The 18,338-nt window shown below is 59.8% G+C and carries 16 protein-coding genes, 2 tRNA genes and 1 pseudogene; 11 read left to right on the top strand and 8 right to left on the bottom strand.

The features are described 5' to 3' along the window. Positions 1-10: 10 nt before the first annotated feature. The 4 genes and pseudogenes from G7047_RS04610 to G7047_RS04595 form a co-directional block, all read right to left on the bottom strand. Entirely contained in the window at positions 11-982 is a 972-nt protein-coding gene (locus tag G7047_RS04610) for a PhnD/SsuA/transferrin family substrate-binding protein (RefSeq protein WP_166301412.1), read from the bottom strand. A gap of 228 nt (positions 983-1,210) precedes the next feature. Then, a pseudogene (locus G7047_RS04605) lies at positions 1,211-2,431 on the bottom strand (MFS transporter). Between the two features lie 17 nt (positions 2,432-2,448). Beyond that, positions 2,449-3,540 (bottom strand): porin, encoded by a 1,092-nt coding sequence (locus tag G7047_RS04600; RefSeq protein ID WP_166301406.1) that lies wholly within the window; start codon positions 3,538-3,540, stop codon positions 2,449-2,451. 276 nt (positions 3,541-3,816) lie between these two features. Then, positions 3,817-4,689, bottom strand: coding sequence for a tripartite tricarboxylate transporter substrate binding protein (locus G7047_RS04595; RefSeq protein ID WP_240939371.1), 873 nt, complete (start codon positions 4,687-4,689; stop codon positions 3,817-3,819). 257 nt (positions 4,690-4,946) lie between these two features. On the opposite strand from G7047_RS04595, the gene G7047_RS04590 reads away from it, so the two are divergent. Next, positions 4,947-5,879 (top strand): LysR substrate-binding domain-containing protein, encoded by a 933-nt coding sequence (locus tag G7047_RS04590; protein WP_166301400.1) that lies wholly within the window; start codon positions 4,947-4,949, stop codon positions 5,877-5,879. On the opposite strand, the gene G7047_RS04585 is transcribed toward G7047_RS04590, so the two are convergent. Further along, complete coding sequence (locus G7047_RS04585; protein WP_166301397.1) at positions 5,847-6,143, bottom strand: hypothetical protein; 297 nt, start codon at positions 6,141-6,143, stop codon at positions 5,847-5,849. The two genes, G7047_RS04590 and G7047_RS04585, sit on opposite strands and share 33 nt — an antisense overlap. Positions 6,144-6,383: 240 nt before the next feature. Here G7047_RS04585 and G7047_RS04580 point away from each other — a divergent pair, with 240 nt between their 5' ends. From G7047_RS04580 to G7047_RS04535, 10 genes are all read left to right on the top strand, one after another. After that, on the top strand, positions 6,384-6,833 hold the full coding sequence (locus G7047_RS04580) for a DUF2325 domain-containing protein (RefSeq protein WP_166301394.1): 450 nt from the start codon (positions 6,384-6,386) through the stop codon (positions 6,831-6,833). Then, a complete protein-coding gene (locus G7047_RS04575) occupies positions 6,830-7,321 on the top strand; it encodes a hypothetical protein (RefSeq protein WP_166301391.1) in 492 nt (163 codons plus the stop codon). The genes G7047_RS04580 and G7047_RS04575 overlap by 4 nt, the downstream gene beginning before the upstream one ends. Positions 7,322-7,378: 57 nt before the next feature. Further along, positions 7,379-8,005, top strand: a complete 627-nt coding sequence (locus G7047_RS04570; protein ID WP_166301388.1) for a superoxide dismutase — start codon at positions 7,379-7,381, stop codon at positions 8,003-8,005. 72 nt (positions 8,006-8,077) lie between these two features. Next, entirely contained in the window at positions 8,078-8,998 is a 921-nt protein-coding gene (locus G7047_RS04565) for a ZIP family metal transporter (RefSeq protein ID WP_166301385.1), read from the top strand. 95 nt (positions 8,999-9,093) lie between these two features. Next, entirely contained in the window at positions 9,094-11,082 is a 1,989-nt protein-coding gene (uvrC, locus tag G7047_RS04560) for an excinuclease ABC subunit UvrC (protein ID WP_166301382.1), read from the top strand. 83 nt (positions 11,083-11,165) lie between these two features. Next, a complete protein-coding gene (pgsA, locus tag G7047_RS04555) occupies positions 11,166-11,735 on the top strand; it encodes a CDP-diacylglycerol--glycerol-3-phosphate 3-phosphatidyltransferase (RefSeq protein ID WP_166301379.1) in 570 nt (189 codons plus the stop codon). 294 nt (positions 11,736-12,029) lie between these two features. Next, positions 12,030-12,320, top strand: coding sequence for an HU family DNA-binding protein (locus tag G7047_RS04550; RefSeq protein WP_305793620.1), 291 nt, complete (start codon positions 12,030-12,032; stop codon positions 12,318-12,320). A gap of 15 nt (positions 12,321-12,335) precedes the next feature. Then, positions 12,336-12,411 (top strand) — tRNA-Val (locus tag G7047_RS04545). Positions 12,412-12,784: 373 nt separating this feature from the next. After that, positions 12,785-14,692 carry a SurA N-terminal domain-containing protein gene (locus G7047_RS04540; RefSeq protein ID WP_166301376.1) on the top strand — a complete coding sequence of 636 codons (1,908 nt, stop codon included), beginning with the start codon at positions 12,785-12,787 and terminating at the stop codon, positions 14,690-14,692. A gap of 78 nt (positions 14,693-14,770) precedes the next feature. Continuing rightward, positions 14,771-14,846: transfer RNA gene (locus G7047_RS04535), tRNA-His, on the top strand. Positions 14,847-15,010: 164 nt separating this feature from the next. On the opposite strand, the gene G7047_RS04530 is transcribed toward G7047_RS04535, so the two are convergent. The 3 genes from G7047_RS04530 to G7047_RS04520 all read right to left on the bottom strand — a co-directional run bounded on the left by G7047_RS04530 (position 15,011) and on the right by G7047_RS04520 (position 18,281). Continuing rightward, positions 15,011-15,994, bottom strand: a complete 984-nt coding sequence (locus tag G7047_RS04530; RefSeq protein ID WP_166301373.1) for a tripartite tricarboxylate transporter substrate binding protein — start codon at positions 15,992-15,994, stop codon at positions 15,011-15,013. 65 nt (positions 15,995-16,059) lie between these two features. Next, a complete protein-coding gene (locus G7047_RS04525; protein WP_166301370.1) occupies positions 16,060-17,052 on the bottom strand; it encodes a hydroxymethylglutaryl-CoA lyase in 993 nt (330 codons plus the stop codon). Beyond that, positions 17,052-18,281: a CaiB/BaiF CoA-transferase family protein gene (locus G7047_RS04520; RefSeq protein WP_166301367.1), complete on the bottom strand. Its 1,230-nt coding sequence runs from the start codon at positions 18,279-18,281 to the stop codon at positions 17,052-17,054. The genes G7047_RS04525 and G7047_RS04520 overlap by 1 nt, the downstream gene beginning before the upstream one ends. Positions 18,282-18,338 lie beyond the last annotated feature (57 nt).

Genomic DNA, 18,338 nt, shown 5'->3' with positions numbered 1-18,338 from the left:
CCTCTTGTTCTCAGGCTTGCGGATCAACGAACAGCTCGTTGATGGACATGCGGCGCGGTGTGAGGCCCTGTTTGAACGCGGTGGCTTCCAGCGCCTCGATGGTCTTCAGGTTTTCCTGCAGGCCGTAAGGCAGCGGATCGGCCCCGACGATCTTCTGCAGCGCGCGGTATTTTTTGTCGCCATCCGTGTTGGCTTCGCCGGAGTTCAAACGCTCCAGCCATTCTTTCTTGGCTTGGTCGAAGGCGTTGTAGAGCGACTTGCCAATCCACGGGTTGTCGGCCAGCACCGAATCCTTCACCACGATGGTGCCGTGCATCGGGTAGATGCCGGTACGCGCAAAGTATTCGTTTTCCAACTCCGCAGCGTTAGGCAGCAGGTCTGGATAGTCCGCCTCAACTTCCTTCCAGCCGCCGGTGGGCGCGCCGGTTCGGCCGATGCCAGCCGCAGCGGCAAAGCCGCCAACCAGCTCACCGCTCGCCATCATGTCGGCCAACGAAGTGCCTTCGGGCGCGTGAATCACATTCGACGGCAGCTTGAGCTGCGTGACATGCTCCTCATCATCCACCACCCAGGTGACCTTGGACGAATCGAGACCGAATTCGTCGATCAGCACCTGACGCGTCCAGACACCCGTGGTGACCGAATAAGCGCGCACGCCGACCTTCTTGCCTTCCAGATCCTTGGGGGTGTTGATGCCCGCATCGGGACGGATCAACAGGCCGCCGTGGTGGAAGCGACGAACCACGAAAACCGGCAGCGCCACGAACGGAGCGCCGTAAGCGCGCGCAATGATGTAGGTGGTGGGGGCCAGCTCGCAAACGTCGAACTCGACATCACGCACCATGCGGCGGAACGCGCCGATCTGCGGCTTGACGGTGATGAACTCGGGCTCGACGCCTTCAATGGGAATAGAACCATTGCGGATTGCCGAGGTATGCGGATGTTCCGCGATGGCAATTTTGAGAGGCACTTTCTTGGACAACTTTGTACTCCTTGGGTTCTTGGTCTCTGGCTGCGATGTCTGATTTGAAACGGCACAGAAGCGATGTCGCTATGGGTTGGAAGAATATTGAAATGGCGCCCATCTGCCACTACACAAATAAAACATTCACTGGTACTTTTGGTGTGCACCGAGTCACTCTCCATGCTGCATTCAGACACTCGGGAAAACGCCTATGAATGCGGCTGAATGCCTTTATTCATGCGTGTTTCATGCATTGCACTTTTGTTCAGACACTAGTTTTTCGCGTCGTGCCAACGGCTCGAACCATCGTCGCCACAGCCAACTTATTCCGATGGTTCCAACCCCGCCGAGCACCACTGCAGCCACGGGTCCAATGAGCGCAGCAGCGGCGCCGGATTCAAACTCGCCCAGTTGGTTGCTTGCACCGATGAACAATGTGTTGATGGCCGCCACGCGGCCTCGCATGTGATTGGGAGTTTCGAGCTGCACCAGCGTCTGTCGCACCACCACGCTCACCATGTCCGCGCCGCCCGAGACCACCAAAGCCATCGCCGATAGCCAGACCGATCGCGACAACCCGAACACCACCATACAGACGCCGAACACGCCTACGGAGATGAGCAACTTGCGTCCCACCCCGCTTCGCAGGGGGTTGCGCGCCAGATGGAACCCCACACAAACGGCACCTACCGCCGGTGCCGAGCGCAGCAGTCCCAGGCCCTGCGGTCCGATATACAGAATGTCCCGCGCAAAGATCGGTAAAAGCGCGGTAGCGCCACCGAGCAGTACCGCAAAAAGATCGAGGGATATGGCGCCCAGCAACTGCGGATGCCCCCACACGAACCGCGCTCCCGCGAGCAGGCTCTGCACATTGACCGGCTCTCGTGGTGCAGGCTCATGTTCATATCGAATGGCAAGACTCCACACAGCAGCGGCACAAAACAGCATGGCACAGCTCAAATAGACCGCGTTCGGATTCACCGCAAACAACAGCCCGCCCACCGCAGGCCCGGCGATCACAGCGGTCTGCGTGGCCGATGAGCTGAACGCCGTGGCACGGGCCAGAAGCATCGGCGGCACGAGCAACGGAACCAGGGCCTGCTGTGCCGACATCTGAAATGGCCTCAATCCCCCCAGCACCAGCGAGAGCGCCAGAAGCATGGGCCGCGTCGCCTCGCTCTGCCCGGTCACCATCACCAAAGCCAGTGCCACACAGGCCTGCACGAACAGGCACAGCGCCACCAACCGTGCCCGGTGCACGCGATCCACAACCTGTCCGGCCAGCAAGGTCATGAACAAGGCGGGTGCGAACTGGAAAAGCCCCACCAGCCCCAGCTCCCACGCATTGCCGGTCACGTCATACATATGCCAGCCGATGGCCAGCATCAACATCTGCGTGGCCATGGTCGACGCCGTGCGCGCCCATCAGAAGCGCACGAACGAGGTATGACGAAACAATTCACGCATGTTGTGCGGCCTTCTCGTCAAAACTCGTGGTTCATGCCGAACTCAAAGCCCTGCGACTTCGCACCCGCCGTGCCCACAGGCGCGCCTGGCACGACAAAGCGTGTATTGCCCTTATCGCGAATCGTCGCTGCAGTCGCGTAGGCCACAGTACGCTTTGACAAGTGGTACACATAGCCCAAAGCAAGTTGATCCGCACCGTCGCCATTGACAGATGTGGTGCCCACACTGCCGCCCATCTTGGTGCGGTTCAATGAGAGCTTTGCCTCGTGCGCGCCCCAAGGCACGATGGCTGCAAGCAAGTAGTTGTTTTGCCTTGCATCCCGGTAATCGAAGCGCCGAATGCCCGCCGACAGCTTGACCACTCCGGCATCCCATGACGCAGCCAGAGCGCGATCCTTGAAGTTGGAGATCGTCTTGTCATCGTGCGTGGTGTAGCTGGCTGCAGAGACGAACACCGGCCCCAGATTGATGCCCAACCGCCCACCGATGGAGTCGTGCTGGTCGCTCGCGGAGACCTTGCTTTCACCAAACGCTTTGGTGAAGCCGCCTTCCACGCCCCAACTGTTACGTGGCAGCAGATATTGCACGCCATTGCTTGAGCGCTGAATGCTGTTGGAATTGCTACCGAAGGCGGCCGTCACCGGCGTGGTTCCCGTGGCGCTTAGCGAGAATAATTGCACCGAGCCAATACCCACGTAATTGAACGGATCGAACCGTGACCAGTTGGCGTGTGTTGGCGTGAAATCGCGCCCCATGCGCAATTCGCCCCACTCTGCATGCGAAAGGCTCAGCGTGGCACGACGCTGAAATCCGTCGGGCGATGCGAGCCCGGTATCGGTGCTGAGAAACGACTCCAGCCAAAACGATGCGTTCAGGCCATTACCCAGATCCTCGCGTCCACGAAAGCCGTAACGGCTGCTGGTGTACGAGCCGCTGGCCATCGAGAGTACATGGCCGACTCCGTCCGTGTTGGTACGGCGCACTGCCGCGTCCATTACGCCAAACACCGTGAGCGATGACTGCGCCACTGCCGTGCCGCTGGCGGTCACCAGCGCGCACATCGCCGAACAGGCAGCGATGGAATGAATTGTCTTGGTTCGTCTGGTCATTGTTCCGTGCCCGCCCATACGCGATGGTGGGCTTGCCTCCTGAGGGATGTGTCGATGGAACGCTCCGTCAGGCCTGTACCCTGTACCGCGCGCCGGTCGGAACTGTGCCGAAAAAGTCCCCGCAACGTCTATTGAGTTATGTTTCCGGACGCTTGAGCAAACAGTTAACTCACCGGTCTTTTGATGACAAAACGAGCATGCAAGGACAACGAATTTCGATTCAAAAATCACCGGTCAGCGTGATGCCAAAGCCGGTGATTGGGGAACGCGTGCCTTCTATTGCAGCGGAATATTCGCCTTCTTGATCACGCCATGCCATTTGTCGATGTCTGCCTGCATGCGACGGGTCATCAACTCGGGCGAGCTCTTGTCGGGCCTCATGCCCATCTTGAGCAGTTCCTGCTGCACCTCTGGCGAGTTGACCGCCTTGCCGATCTCGCTAGCCAGCCTATTGACCACCTCGTTGGGTGTTCCCGCCGGAACACTCACTCCGTTCCACGAGCCAGACTCGTAGTCCTTCACACCGCTTTCGTTCAACGTAGGCACATTCGGAAGACCCGGATAGCGCTGCAGCGATGACACCGCAAGCGGGCGGATACTGCCACCCACAATCTGACCGAGCAAGGGAGGCACCATTTCCATAGCCACATGAATGTCCTTGCTGCGCAAGCCAGAAATCACCTCGGCAGTCGTCTTATAAGGAACAACTGAGGCGTCCAAGCCCGTCATGGACTTGAACATTTCAGCCGACAGGTTCTGCGTGCTACCCACACGCACCGTGCCGATGTTGAGTTTTCCGGGATGGGCCTTTGCATAGGCGAGCACATCCGCGACGGATTTGAAGCTGGAGTCGGCTACGGTGATCAACGCCAGATCGAAGGTCGACAGGGATGAGACATGGCGGAAGTCCTTCATCAAATCGTACGGCAGCTTCTTGAAAAGCGCCGATGTCAACGCCGTACCACTGCCTGCCATCATCATGGTGTATCCATCAGGCTTGGCGCGCTGCACCGTCTGCACAGCCACAACCGGACTTGGACGGTTCTCGATCACAAAGGGCTGCCCCATGCTCTCGGACATCTTGCGCGTGACCAGACGCGCGACGATGTCGCCCGCACCTCCGGGTGCGAAGGCTACATACAGGGTCATGGGTTTGCTCGGAAAGACGGTATCGGCTCGCGCAACCATGCAGCTTGCCGCGCATGCCAACGCCACCGCATATCGAAGGATTTTTCTTCTGGAATCGCTCATGCTTTGTCTCACTGCTCAGTTCATTGTTGTCGAGCCAACAATGGTGCATGCACGCATGTGCAGTGTCGATTGAGAAATTCACCTTGGGGGTTGAGGGTTCAGTTAAGCTTGGGCGAGAGACAACGCAACGACCAAAAAAATACGACAACGACGAAATGACCGCATCCCAACTCGATTGGTATCTGCAGATCAATCTCAAGGCACGTCAGCTGCGCCTGCTCGTCGCGCTTGACGACTTCGGCAACCTCAAACAAGTGGCGGACATCTCGCATGTGACAGTGCCGGCTGTCTCCAAGGCACTCTCCGAACTCGAGAAGGGACTGGGCCTGCAGCTCTTCACCCGCACCCATCATGGCCTGCAAGCTACCGCCTATGGTGAATGCCTGATCCGCCATGCGCGCAACATGCTGGTGAACCTCCATCACGCACGCGAGGAACTGCGTGCCATCAGCTCAGGCACCGAAGGCAAGATCCATGTCGGCGTATTTCCGGCGTGGACATCGGCGCTTCTGCCCTCCGCGCTTGCCCGTCTCAAAGAACGTTCTCCCGGCACCAATGTACTGGTCACCGAAGGCACGATCCACACCCTGATGCCTGACCTGCTGCAAGGCAAAATCGACCTGCTGATCGGACGCCTGCCTCCGCGCCATGCCCATCACGAAGTGGATGAACTCGAGCTGCTCGAAGAGCCGCTGGCACTGATGACTGGCCCGGCACATCCGTTGGCGCAGAAGAAAAAAATGAAGTGGTCAGACCTCAGAAACTACCCATGGGTCCTCCCCCCTACCGGATCACAGTTGCGCGATCCGCTGGAACGCATTCTTGAACGCCATGGAATCTCGCTCTCCAACAATTACATCGAAACGCTGTCCACGCACCTGATCCGCTCTTACCTGCACATGACCAATGCGGTGGCGATGATGGCAGCAGCGGTGGCCAAGGACCCCATTCAACCACTCAAAATCCTGCCACTCACGCTGCCACGGCTCATGCGCCCAGCAGGCGTGATGTGGAGTCGCAACCGCCAACTTACACCGGGTGCACAACTGCTGGTTTCATGTCTGAAGGACGTAGCAGACAAGCTGTGACCGGCCACTGCATTGGCGTGGTGAGCGATACCTCCAATGCGGATCCCAACAGAAAAATAAAACGCCAATGTACTGAGAACCATTCTCAATATTGGATATACTGACGGCTGGTGCAATCACAACAGTTGCTCCAAGGTTCTTTTCATCGTGGTTCAGCCAGCGGGTTTCAACAAGCCCGCTGGCTTTTTTTGCGCTTGCACTAGGCACATGGTTAAGCGCCACGCGCCGGCTGCCGGTATCACGACGCTCGTTGCGCTCTTCCATCAAACCAAATCATCGATGCGCGCATGGTTTAATGAATAAAAACGATTCGCATTTACAATGTTTCTAAAGAGTGGTGAAAGATCCATCCATTCGAGGCATCAGAAATCAGCAGGAGCATCAGACATTGGAGGCGAGAGCATCGTGTCATACCGCAATGAAGACATCCAGCAGCTTGTGCTGGAACATGGCGTCTTGCTGCGACGTTGCGGGGCTCTGCAAGGGCGCTGCACGGAGCACGCAATGACCCGTGAGCAAGAAATCGAGCGCCTGCATGGGGAGCTCATCCGCACACGTGCACGGCTCATGGCACGGGAGAGCCTGCTTGCATGGGAGCGCGAAGAGCGTCTGCAACTGCAACGCACTTTGGCAAGCTGGGGCCTGCATGGCACTGTTGATTCAACAGATGCTGAGCCCGCAACGACTGCGCAGGCAGAGTCAGGTACCAACGACTTCGCCCATGCGGACCCTGCCCTGCTCGAGCGCAGCTTGCATGCGGCTGATCTGGTGATCTGCCAAGCAGGCTGCGTTTCGCTCGACTCGTTCTGGCGCGTGGAAGATCACTGCAAGCGCACAGGCAAGGCCTGCGTGCTTGTCGAGCGACCCGATGCGCTTCGCATCGTGCGCGTTCACCCATCCGGCAAGACGGAGCAACTCGCCGCCATGTCATGGAACGAAAGGGAAAACCCATGAGCACCCAATCAAGGACGACCGAACTGTCCACCAGCGCCCTGCTTGCCGAATGGCGCAGACTCACTCATGCGGGCAACGATGCCCGGCAAGCGCAATGCGTTGTGCACGCCTTTTCCTGGCACGAACAGGCGCTGCGCGTCGCACACCGGTTGCTCTTCAAGCACACCGACAGCATCGATGTGCCGGATGACGATCGGCTCGCCGCATTTGTCGTCGCGCATTTGAATCTCGCGGAATGTCTGGAAACGTTGGATCAGCCTTCCAGCGCCGCCGAATGTCTGCAATGCGCTCACAACCGGCTCAAGTCGATCATGGAGAACGAGGACGAGTCGCAATCGATGCGAATCGCTGCGTGTCACCACATTCGCTATACATGGGCCGCATTGAACGAGCACGAAACGCGACGAAGCGGTACGCCGAATACGGTCGACGCCTTGTTGCCGACGGGTCTTCACTGGAGCACGGCACAAAGCACATCGCTGCACTGACGCCCACCGCCAAGCCCGCTCAGGAATCCACGCCTTCTACCCTAACGAGATATCTCCATGCCACATGTCCTTCCGCAACTGCCTTACACCTATGACGCACTGGAGCCGAACATCGACACCCAGACCATGGAGATCCACTACACCAAGCACCACCAGACGTATGTGAACAATCTGAACGCTGCGTTGGAAGGGACCGAGTTTGCGGAGATGCCGGTCGATCACTTGATTGCGCAGATCGATGTATTGCCCGAAAAACTGCAGGCACCTGTGCGCAACAACGGCGGCGGACATGCCAACCACAGCCTGTTCTGGCAAGTGATGTCGCCACAGGGCGGTGGCGAACCCACGGGCGATCTGGCAAACGCCATCTCTGCGGAACTTGGCGGGATGGACACGTTTCGCGCGGAGTTCACCAAGGCTGCACTGACCCGCTTCGGAAGCGGCTGGGCCTGGCTTTGCGTGAACTCGGCTGGCAAGCTGACTGTGGAAAGCAGCGCCAATCAGGACTCACCGCTCATGCCGGGCATCGCGTCGGGCAACACGCCGATTCTGGGCCTCGATGTATGGGAACACGCGTACTACCTGAAGTACCAGAACCGTCGCCCCGAATACATCGCTGCGTTCTACAACGTCATTCATTGGGCAGAGGTTGCACGTCGCTACGCCGCTGCGACATCGCGGTGATCGGCATCTGACCTGCTGACCGCTTCACCGCCCAGACGCCACTACTTCCCCATACAGAAAGAAGAGACGGACATGCTGATCGAAGAGCCTTCCCAGCGCCCAGCCATTGCCTTGGACAGATCACCGTTGCGCCTGAAGACGTGCATAGGACTCGTCATCTGCACGATGGGCCTTCTGGCGGCATGCATGTTTCTGTGGAATGCACTGCAGGAGCAGCAAGCAGCGCGCAACGCGTTGGTTGGCGCAAGCATCGCGGCGTTGGCCACTGCGCTGGGAACGCTGCCTGTACTGTTCGCCCAACGCCCCTCCGAGCGCGTGCAGGACACGCTGTTTGGCTTCGGTGCGGGTGTCATGCTCGCGGCCTGTGCTTTCTCCTTGGTGATGCCTGCGCTGGAAGCAGCGCGCTCGGCCTCGTCATTCTCAGGCAGTGCATGGGGAGCCGGCGGCATCGTGGGCTCAGCCATCCTGCTCGGAGGATTGGCGTTGCTGGCATTGGACCGGCTGCTGCCTCACGAACACTTCATTAAGGGCCGCGAAGGTGCGTCTGCCCAGAAGCTGCGCCGCACCTGGTTGTTCGTCATCGCCATCATTCTGCACAACCTGCCCGAAGGTCTGGCCATTGGCGTCGGATATGCGGGCAACGAAGGCCTGCGCGCCAACGCACTGGCCATCGGCATCGCCATTCAGGACGTACCCGAAGGCTTTGTAGTGGCTGCAGCGCTGTTGGCGGTCGGCTACTCGCGTGGGTTTTCGGTGCTGCTGGGAATGCTTTCGGGGCTCGTTGAACCGTTGGGTGCGGTGATCGGTGCCGCCATGATCAGCAACTCCGTCACCCTCCTCCCGTGGGGCCTTGGTTTTGCAGCGGGCGCCATGTTGTTCGTGATCAGCCACGAGATCATTCCCGAGTCGCACCGCAAGGGACATGAAGCGTTCGCCACCGCAGGACTGATGACCGGCTTCGTGATGATGATGGTGCTGGATACAGCCCTCTGAAGATTCGCATCTGGTGACAGTTTCGCCTCCACGTGCTGCCGAGAGCCGCAGCACGCTTCATGGCAAGCCAGTCCAACTGCGATGACAATAGGCGCATGTCGTCTGCCTCTCCCGAATTGCACTCCGCCGAATTGCTAGCCCAAGTGGCCGCGCTGCCGCCCCTGCCAGGCGTGTATCGCTATTTTGATGCACAGGATGCGCTGCTCTATGTGGGCAAGGCGCGCAATCTCAAAAAGCGGGTTTCGAGCTACTTCGCAAAGAACCACGGTGGCACGCGCATCGGACATATGATCAGCAAGATCGTGCGGCTGGAGACCACGGTAGTGCGCTCCGAGGCAGAGGCGCTGCTGCTTGAAAACAATCTGATCAAGTCGCTGAACCCCAAGTACAACATCCTGTTCCGCGACGACAAGAGCTATCCCTATTTGAAAATCACTGGCGTAGCGGCCAAAGACGGGACGGGCTCCGCGCCAGGTCAGAAGTTTCCACGCGTGGCCTACTACCGCGGCTCGGTGGACAAGCGGCATCGCTACTTTGGACCTTACCCCGGCGCATGGGCTGTCAAGGAGACCATCCTTCTGCTGCAGAAGGTGTTCCGTCTGCGCACTTGCGAAGACACCGTTTTTTCCAACCGCACGCGGCCTTGCCTGCTTTATCAAATCAAGCGTTGCACAGCACCATGCGTCAATCTGATTTCGCCAGAAGCCTATTCGGTCGACGTGGGCCACGCCGAGGCGATGCTGCGCGGCGAGACTCAGGAGCTGCTACAGCAACTCGAGGCGCGCATGATGGCGCACTCCGAGAAGCTCGAATTCGAGCAGGCCGCCGAGATACGCAATCAGATCACGGCGCTGTCTCGGGTACTGCATCAACAGGCAATCGAGACCGTCTCCGACAAGGATGTGGACATTCTGGCCGTGAAGGTGCACGGCGGTCGCGCCTGCGTGAATCTGGCGATGGTACGCGGCGGCAGGCACCTTGGTGACCGCGCCTACTTTCCAACCCATGTGGAAGATGCGACGGCCATCTATCGCGCCGAAAAGGACAGCGATTGCGCCGAGCCGGAAGCCTCAGGAGAGCCCGAGACCGAACAGCTCCCCGTGGCGCAGCAGGTGCTCGAAGCCTTCATCGCGCAGCACTATCTGCACGTGCCCGTGCCGCCCACGCTGCTGGTGAGCGAACCGGTGGACGAGGCGCTGCTCGATGCACTGAGCGAACAAAGCGGCGTGCGCGTGCACGCGGTGAGCCAGCCGCGCGAGCAGCGGCGTGTGTGGCTGGAGATGGCGCAGAAGAATGCGGACATCCAGCTCGCGCGGCTTCTGTCCGAAGAAGGCTCTCAGCAGGCGCGCACCCGCGCGCTGGCCGAGGCGCTGGATCTGGAGGCAGAGAATCTCGATCAGCTCACCATCGAGTGCTTCGACATCTCACACACTGCGGGCGAATCGACACAAGCCTCCTGCGTTGTGTTCCATCACCACAAGATGCAAAGCAGCGAATACCGCCGCTTCAAGATCGAGGGCATCACGGGCGGTGACGACTACGCCGCCATGCGCCAGGTGCTCACGCGCCGCTACAGCAAGGTGGCCGAGGCGCAGCGCGAGGCCGGAGGCGCCGAGGTGGCGGCCGGTCAGGCGCGACTGCCCGATCTGGTGCTGGTCGATGGCGGCAAGGGCCAGGTCAGTATGGCGCGCGAGGTGTTCGAGAGTCTCGGGCTTGATCTCACGCGCATCGTTGGCGTCGAAAAGGGAGAAGGTCGCAAGGTGGGCCTTGAAGATCTGGTGTTTGCCGACGGCCGCGAGAAGGTCTACCTCGGCAAGGATTCGGCCGCGCTCATGCTGGTGGCACAAATTCGCGACGAAGCACACCGCTTTGCGATCACCGGCATGCGCGCCGCACGCGCCAAGGTGCGTGTGGGCGGCAGCAGGCTCGAAGACATCCCCGGCATCGGCCCGAAGAAGCGCGCGCGGTTACTGCAACGCTTTGGCGGTGTGCGCGGCGTGGGTGACGCGAGTGTCGAAGATCTGGCATCCGTCGACGGGATTTCCCGCGAGCTTGCGGAAGAAATCTACCGCGCGTTGCGCTGATCTCCTGCCAAGCCAAGGCCCTGTTTCACACCCCGTGGTTAGGGTCGCTGGCAGGGCTTTGCTTTGCATGACACAATCACCTCATGTTTTTCACCATCCCCACCATAATGACCTGGACGCGCATCGTCGCGATCCCTTTGATCGTGGGGGTGTTCTCCGCACCGCTGGAGCCGCAGACGCAGAACCTGATCGCAACAGTGATGTTCATCGCCTTCGCGATCACCGACTGGCTCGATGGATATCTGGCCCGCAAGCTCAATCAGACGTCGTCCTTCGGCGCATTTCTTGATCCGGTCGCAGACAAGTTCCTCGTGTGTGCCGCGCTCCTCGTTCTGGTGCATCTGCAGCGCGCAGATGTGTTCGTGGCGCTGATCATCATTGGTCGCGAGATCGCCATTTCGGCGCTGCGCGAGTGGATGGCCCAGATTGGTGCAAGCAAGAGCGTTGCAGTGCACATGCTGGGCAAGCTCAAGACGACGGTGCAGATGGTCGCCATTCCGTTTCTTCTGTATGACAGCAAGCTCTTCGGCGTCATCGACACCGGCGTGTGGGGCACATGGCTCATCTGGATTGCAGCGATTCTGACGGTCTGGTCGATGGTCTACTACCTGCAGAAAGCCCTGCCGGAAATTCGTGCTCGCGTTGTCAAGTAGCAAACATCAATATCGCTACATCTGTTGCATCCAAGTCAACCGCAAGAAGACTGCATGCGGTTTTGCGCCGCAAAAGCGGCAACGAGCCACAGAGCCAGCGAAAAATACGACTAGAATTCCTATCCATGCTGTTGCTAAGCGGTGGTCTGTATTGACACCAGCGAACGTGATAGCTTTAATCTGGAGCAGCAATCTGTTGAGCGTTCAGTCTTTCTTTCAGACTGATGAGTTGCCGCAAGGTGGCAACAGAAAACTCCCTCCAGGTATGCAAGAACGAACTAATTCCATCCACTCATTTGCGAGAGGTTCCTTGTGAATAAAACCGAACTGATTGAGCATATTGCTAACAACGCCGACATTTCCAAAGCCGCCGCTGCGCGCGCTCTGGAATCCACGATCGATGCGGTCAAGAAGACGCTGAAAAAGGGTGGCACGGTGTCGCTCGTCGGTTTCGGCACCTTCGCGGTGGGCAAGCGTGCAGCTCGTACGGGTCGCAACCCCCGTACTGGTGATACAATCAAGATCAAGGCAGCAAAAGTGCCAAAGTTCCGTCCAGGCAAGGCGTTGAAGGATGCCCTGAACTGACAGGTTGATTGAAGTGGGTGCTTAGCTCAGTTGGTAGAGCGGCGCCCTTACAAGGCGTAGGTCAGCGGTTCGACCCCGTTAGCACCCACCACTAAATCCCCTTCATGAAGAAACCACCCGAAGAAATTCCGGTGGTTTTTTTGTGTCCGCACGTTTGTAGCGCAGGCACCAGAAGAGTTGACAGGCCGTGGCAAAAACGCATTGGCACTGCATCGTCTGGTGGCTTGCGAGAGAGCAAGGCAGTGAAATCCGCAAACGAAAAGGTACAATCTTTCGATTGCCGTCCATGTTGGGCGACAAGCCTCGTTGGTGGTTGCTGCAAGCAATCGGTACCCAAGGACTCCGACTTTCATCGTCGCCAAGCCGCCTTCGGGAACCAATGCCACACAACGTTGCCACCCCGCCCAAGCCAAGGCGAACGCAAGGTTCGCCTTTTCTTTTGTTGCCAGAAAGATTGACTGACCATGTTTGAAGCCATCCGCAAGCACTCAAAGATAGTGATGTTCTTGCTGGTCTTGCTGATCGTCCCTTCGTTCATTCTCGTCGGTGTGAACCAGAACTACTTCACCGAAAAAAGCCCGGTTGTGGCGCGCGTGAATGGCAAGGACATCACCCAAGCCGATTGGGATGCCGCACACCGCCAGGCGAGTGACCGCCTGCGTGCACAGAATCCGACCATGGACAGCAAGCTGCTCGACTCGCCGCAAGCCAAGTACGAGACGCTTGAGCGCATCGTGCGCGACAAGGTGTACGAGACCGCCGCGCGCGACATGCACTTCGCCACCACTGATGTGCGCCTGGCCCGCGAACTGCAGAAGATTCCGCAGATCGCAGCACTGCGCAAGCCCGATGGCACGTTGGATGCCGAAGCCTACAAGGCACTCGTAGGCGCTCAGGGCCTGACGCCCGAAGGCTTCGAGAACCAGGTGCGCTACGACCTGTCCACGAATCAGGTGATGGGCGGCGTGCTGACCTCCTCCTTCAGCACCGTGCCAGAAGTGAAGCTCGCGATGGATGCCGTCTGGCAAGGCCGCGAAATTCAGGTTGCGCGTTTCGACGCCAACAACTACACCGCCAAGGTCACCGCATCCGACAGCGACGTCGAAGCCTTCTACAAGGCCAACGCACCGCGCTTCCAGCAAAACGAGCAAGCCTCGGTGGAATACATCGTGCTGGACCTCGACTCCGTGAAGGCCACCATCGTGCCGAACGAAGAAGACCTGCGCACCTACTACAAGGAAAACCTCGAGCGCCTGTCCGGCAAGGAAGAGCGCCGCGCAAGCCACATCCTGATCAGCGCATCGAAGGACGCATCGTCGGCCGACCGCGAAAAAGCCAAGGCCAAGGCCGAAGCCATCCTCGCCGAAGTCCGCAAAAGCCCCGGCAGCTTTGCCGACGTCGCCAAGAAGGAATCCGAAGATCCAGGCTCCGCCAAGTCCGGCGGCGATCTGGGCTTCTTCACACGCGGCTCGATGGTCAAGCCCTTCGAAGAAGCTGCCTACGCCCTCAAGAAGGGCGACATCAGCGATGTCGTGGCATCCGACTTCGGCTTCCACATCATCATGTTGACTGATGTGAAAACGCCTCCACGCCCCTCATTCGAAGAACTGCGCCCCAAGCTCGAGGCCGACCTGAAGGACCAGCAGGCACAGCGCAAGTTCGCCGAAGTGGCCGACACGTTCTCCAACACCGTCTATGAACAGGGTGACAACCTGAAGGCCGTGGCCGACAAGTTCAAGCTCAAGCTGCAGACCGTGGCCAATGTGGCTCGCGTCCCCGGCCCCCAGACACAAGGCCCGCTCGCGAATGCACGCTTCCTCGAAGCACTCTTCGCTCAAGACTCGCTGCAGAACAAGCGCTCGACCGAAGCCGTGGAAGTCGGCCCGAGCATGCTCGCCGCAGGTCGTGTGACGAACTACACGCCCGCCATGACCATCCCTTGGGAACAAGCCAAGGACAAGGCCAAGGCGTTCTACGTTGCCGACAAAGCCGCCGAAATGGCACGCCAGGATGGCGACGCCAAGCTCGCCGCATGGAAGGCCGCCCCTGCATCCGCCACCGGCCTGTCCGCACCGATCACCGTCTCGCGCGAGCAAGCACATGACCAGCCCCGCGCCGTTCTCGATGCCGTGCTGCAAGCCCCCATCGACAACCTGCCCTCTTGGGTCGGTGTGAATTTGGGCGCTGCAGGCTATGCTGTTGCCAAGGTCGAAAAGATCGTGCCGCGCGCCGCGCAGGATGCTGCCACCTACCAAAAGGAACAGCAGCAGTACACTCAAGTCTGGTCGGGCGTAGAAGCTATGGCATACTACGAATTGCTCAAACAGCACTTCAAGGCCGAGATCAAGGTACCCCGCCCCAGCGCAGAGTAATTTCATCAAAGCAATAAAAAACTTCGAAGTTCTCAAAACAGACTGAAATATCGCGTTATAATTCAAGTCTGCACTACGGTGGCTGTAGCTCAGTTGGTAGAGTCCAGGATTGTGATTCCTGTTGTCGTGGGTTCGAGCCCCATCAGCCACCCCAAATACCCAAAGCCTCTTGAGAAATCAAGAGGCTTTGTCGTTTCTGCCCTGCCGCCGCATCTCGGCCGCAAAAGCATCCACAAAGATCTCAAAGAAAATGGCCTCGGGCTTTCGCGCAAGGCCATTTTTCTTCAACGACCTGCCTGAGCAGGCTCAATCAGACGATCAGTCCGCTTCGATCTTTGCGCTCTTCACCACGTTGGCCCAGTTCGCGTAGTCGGCCTTCACACGTTCACCGAATTGCTGCGGGTTCTGGTAGTCGGCTGTGGCGCCCTGCTCTTCCGCCTTCTTGCGGAATGCGGGATCTTCCACCACCTTTTTCAGATCGGCGGTGAGCTTGTCGACCACCGCTTTGGGCACGGCAGTTGGCGCGAACAGGCCGAACCACGAAGTCGCATTCACCCCCGCAAAGCCGGCTTCCGCCGTGGTCGGTACGTTCGGCAGGCTGGGCAGGCGCTCCTTGCCAGTCACCGCGAGCACGCGCAGTTTTCCCGCCTGAATGTGGGGCATGAATGGTGGAGCGGTGCCGAAGGTCAGATCGACCTGACCGCCAAGCAGATCCTGCAATGCGGGGCCCGTGCCTTTGTAGGGGACGTGAACCATCTTGATGCCCGCCTGCTGCTCGAGCATTGCGCCTGTCACATGCTGCAGCGAGCCATTGCCGGACGATGCGTAGTTGAGCCTGCCGGGGTTGGTCTTGGCGTAGGCGACCAGTTCCTGCAATGTCTTGGCGGGCACGCTGTCGCGCACCACGATGATCTGCGGCGCGGACATGATGTTGGCGACGGGCTGGAAGTCCTTCTGCTCCCACTGTGGCGCCTTGGTGATGTGTGGCGTGATCACGTGGTAGCCGGAGTACTGCATCAGCAGGTTGTAGCCGTCGGGTTCGGCGCGCTTGACGAAGGTGGCGGCTATGGCGCCGTTGCCGCCGCCTTTGTTATCCACCACCACAGACTGGCCGATGACCGGGCCGAGCGCCTGCGCGGCCATGCGGCCCGCGAGATCGGTCGTGCCGCCTGCCGCTGCGGGTACGACGAAGGTGATCGTGCGATTCGGATAATTGCCCTGGGCACTGGCACTGCCTGCGGCGAACATGCAAAGCGAGCTCAATGCCAGCGCGGCGACGAGTGGACGACGTTGGAAAAACATGGTTTGTCTCCTGTTGATTTTTGGCTGGAACGAAAAGTGAAAAAAGTGTGAGGTGAGACTACAGCTCAGATCGCGCGCGGTTGCTGATCCCGTGCGAGCGCGCGTTCGCGGATGGTGTCGAAATCGACGGGCACGGGATGCGTGTCCAAGCGCTTGCCGGCCTTGACGATCTGGCTCGGTACATCGTGGCCGATCAGCGCGGGCAGGCTTTGCGATGCGGCGATCAGCCGATCCAGATCCACGCCGGTGTTGTAGCCCATGCATTGCAACGCATGAACGATTTCTTCGCTGCAGACATTGCCCGACGCGCCGGGCGCGTAGGGGCAGCCGCCAAGACCGCCGAGCGATGCATCGAACTGGCGCGCACCGGCATCGATGGCCGCGAGCACATTGGACAACCCCATGCCGCGCGTGTTGTGGAAATGCAGGGTGAATTCAGTCTTCGGCCAGCACTTGATCGCATGCGAGGTGATGCGCGCGACCTGCGACGGAAAGGCCATGCCCGTGGTGTCGCACAGCGTGATGCCCTGCACGCCGAGATCGGCAAAGCGCTGCACGAAGCCGAACACCTGCTCCTCCAGCACGTCGCCCTCCATCGGACAACCGAACACACAGGACAGTGACACGTTGACCGGCACCGCGGCCTGCTGCGCCAGCGCGATCACCTGCGACAGCGCGGCGAACGACTGCTCGCCCGTCATGCGCAGGTTGGCGATGTTGTGCGTCTCGCTGACCGACATGACGAGGTTGAGCTCATCGGTGTGCGCGTCGATGGCGCGCTCCGCGCCGCGCATATTGGGTACGAGAGCGGTGTAGACAACGCTCGGCACGCGCTCGATCTCGCGCATCACGATCTCGGCATCGCGCAGCGCGGGGATGGCCGTCGGCGAGGTGAACGAAGACACTTCGATCTTCGCAAGCCCCGTGTGCGACAGCGCATTCACCAGCGCAATCTTGTCCTCGGTTGGCACGAATTGCTGCTCCATCTGCAGCCCATCGCGTGTTCCCACTTCGCACATGCGGATGCGTGTGCCGTTGCCATTCCAGACGGTGCTCATTATTGAATCACTCCCTTGCTGCGCAGCAGCGTGATCTGCTCGTTGGTGAGCCCCGCTTCGGCCAGTACCGCGTCAGTATCGTCACCGAGACCTGGGGCAGAAGAACGCACGCCGCCCGGCGTGCCCGACATCTTGGGGATCACGCCCGGCACCGTCACCGTATAGCCATCGCGCGTCTCCTGCGTGAGCAGCATGTCGCGCGCCTTGTAGTGCGGATCTTCCGCAATGTCCTTGGCGGTATAAACCTTGCCCGCAGGAACGCGCGCCGCGCCCAGCGCGTCCATAACTTCCTGCACGTTGCGATCCAGCGTCCATTGACCGATCGCCGTATCAATTTCGGTGATGCGTGCCACGCGGCCCGCGTTGCTCGCGAGGTCGGGGGCGTCGGCCAGATCCTGCCTGCCGATGGTCGCCATCAACCGCTTGAAGATGCTGTCTCCATTGCCGGCCACCAGCACCCAGCCGTCCTTGCAGGGGTAGGCGTTGGACGGCGCAATGCCCGGCAGCGCGCTGCCCGCAGCCTCGCGCACGGCACTGAAGGCGCTGTACTCGGGGATCAGGCTTTCCATGCAGTTGAACACCGCCTCGTGCAGAGCCACGTCGATCACCTGCCCCTTGCCGCCATGCGCCTTGCGATGGTAGAGCGCCATCAGCACGCCGATAGCACCATGCAGCGCGGCCAGCGTGTCGCCGATGGACACGCCGACACGCACCGGCACGCGGCCCGGCTCGGCCGTGAGATGGCGCAGGCCGCCCATGGCCTCGCCGATCACGCCGAAGCCCGGCAAATCGCGGTACGGACCGGTCTGGCCATAGCCCGAGATGCGCAGAATGATCAGCGCTGGATTGAGCGCATGCAGCTCATCGGGCGACATGCCCCAGCCCTCGAGCGTTCCGGGGCGGAAGTTCTCGATCAGCACATCGGCCTCGGCAATCAGCTTGCGGGCGATGTCCTGCGCCTCCTGCTGGCGCAGATCGAGCGCCACCGATTTCTTGTTGCGCGACTGCACCTGCCACCAGACGGAAGTACCGTTCTTCAGCAATCGCCAATTACGCAGCGGATCGCCGGTTACGGTGGCCTCGATCTTGATGATCTCGGCGCCGAAATCGCCCAGCGTCTTGCCGCAGAAAGGGCCTGCAATGAGCTGCCCCATCTCTACCACGCGCACGCCCGCCAGCGCGGAGGGCGTCAGCTGCGGGGTCGCCAACAGTTTGGCTTGTTCAGTCATTGTTTGTCTCCATTCACAACGTCACTCGTGCGGATAATGTCGCCATTCACCATGCGT

Source organism: Diaphorobacter sp. HDW4A, from assembly GCF_011305995.1.
Lineage (GTDB): Bacteria > Pseudomonadota > Gammaproteobacteria > Burkholderiales > Burkholderiaceae_C > Diaphorobacter_A.
This window is presented reverse-complemented; position numbering and strand designations above follow the sequence as displayed.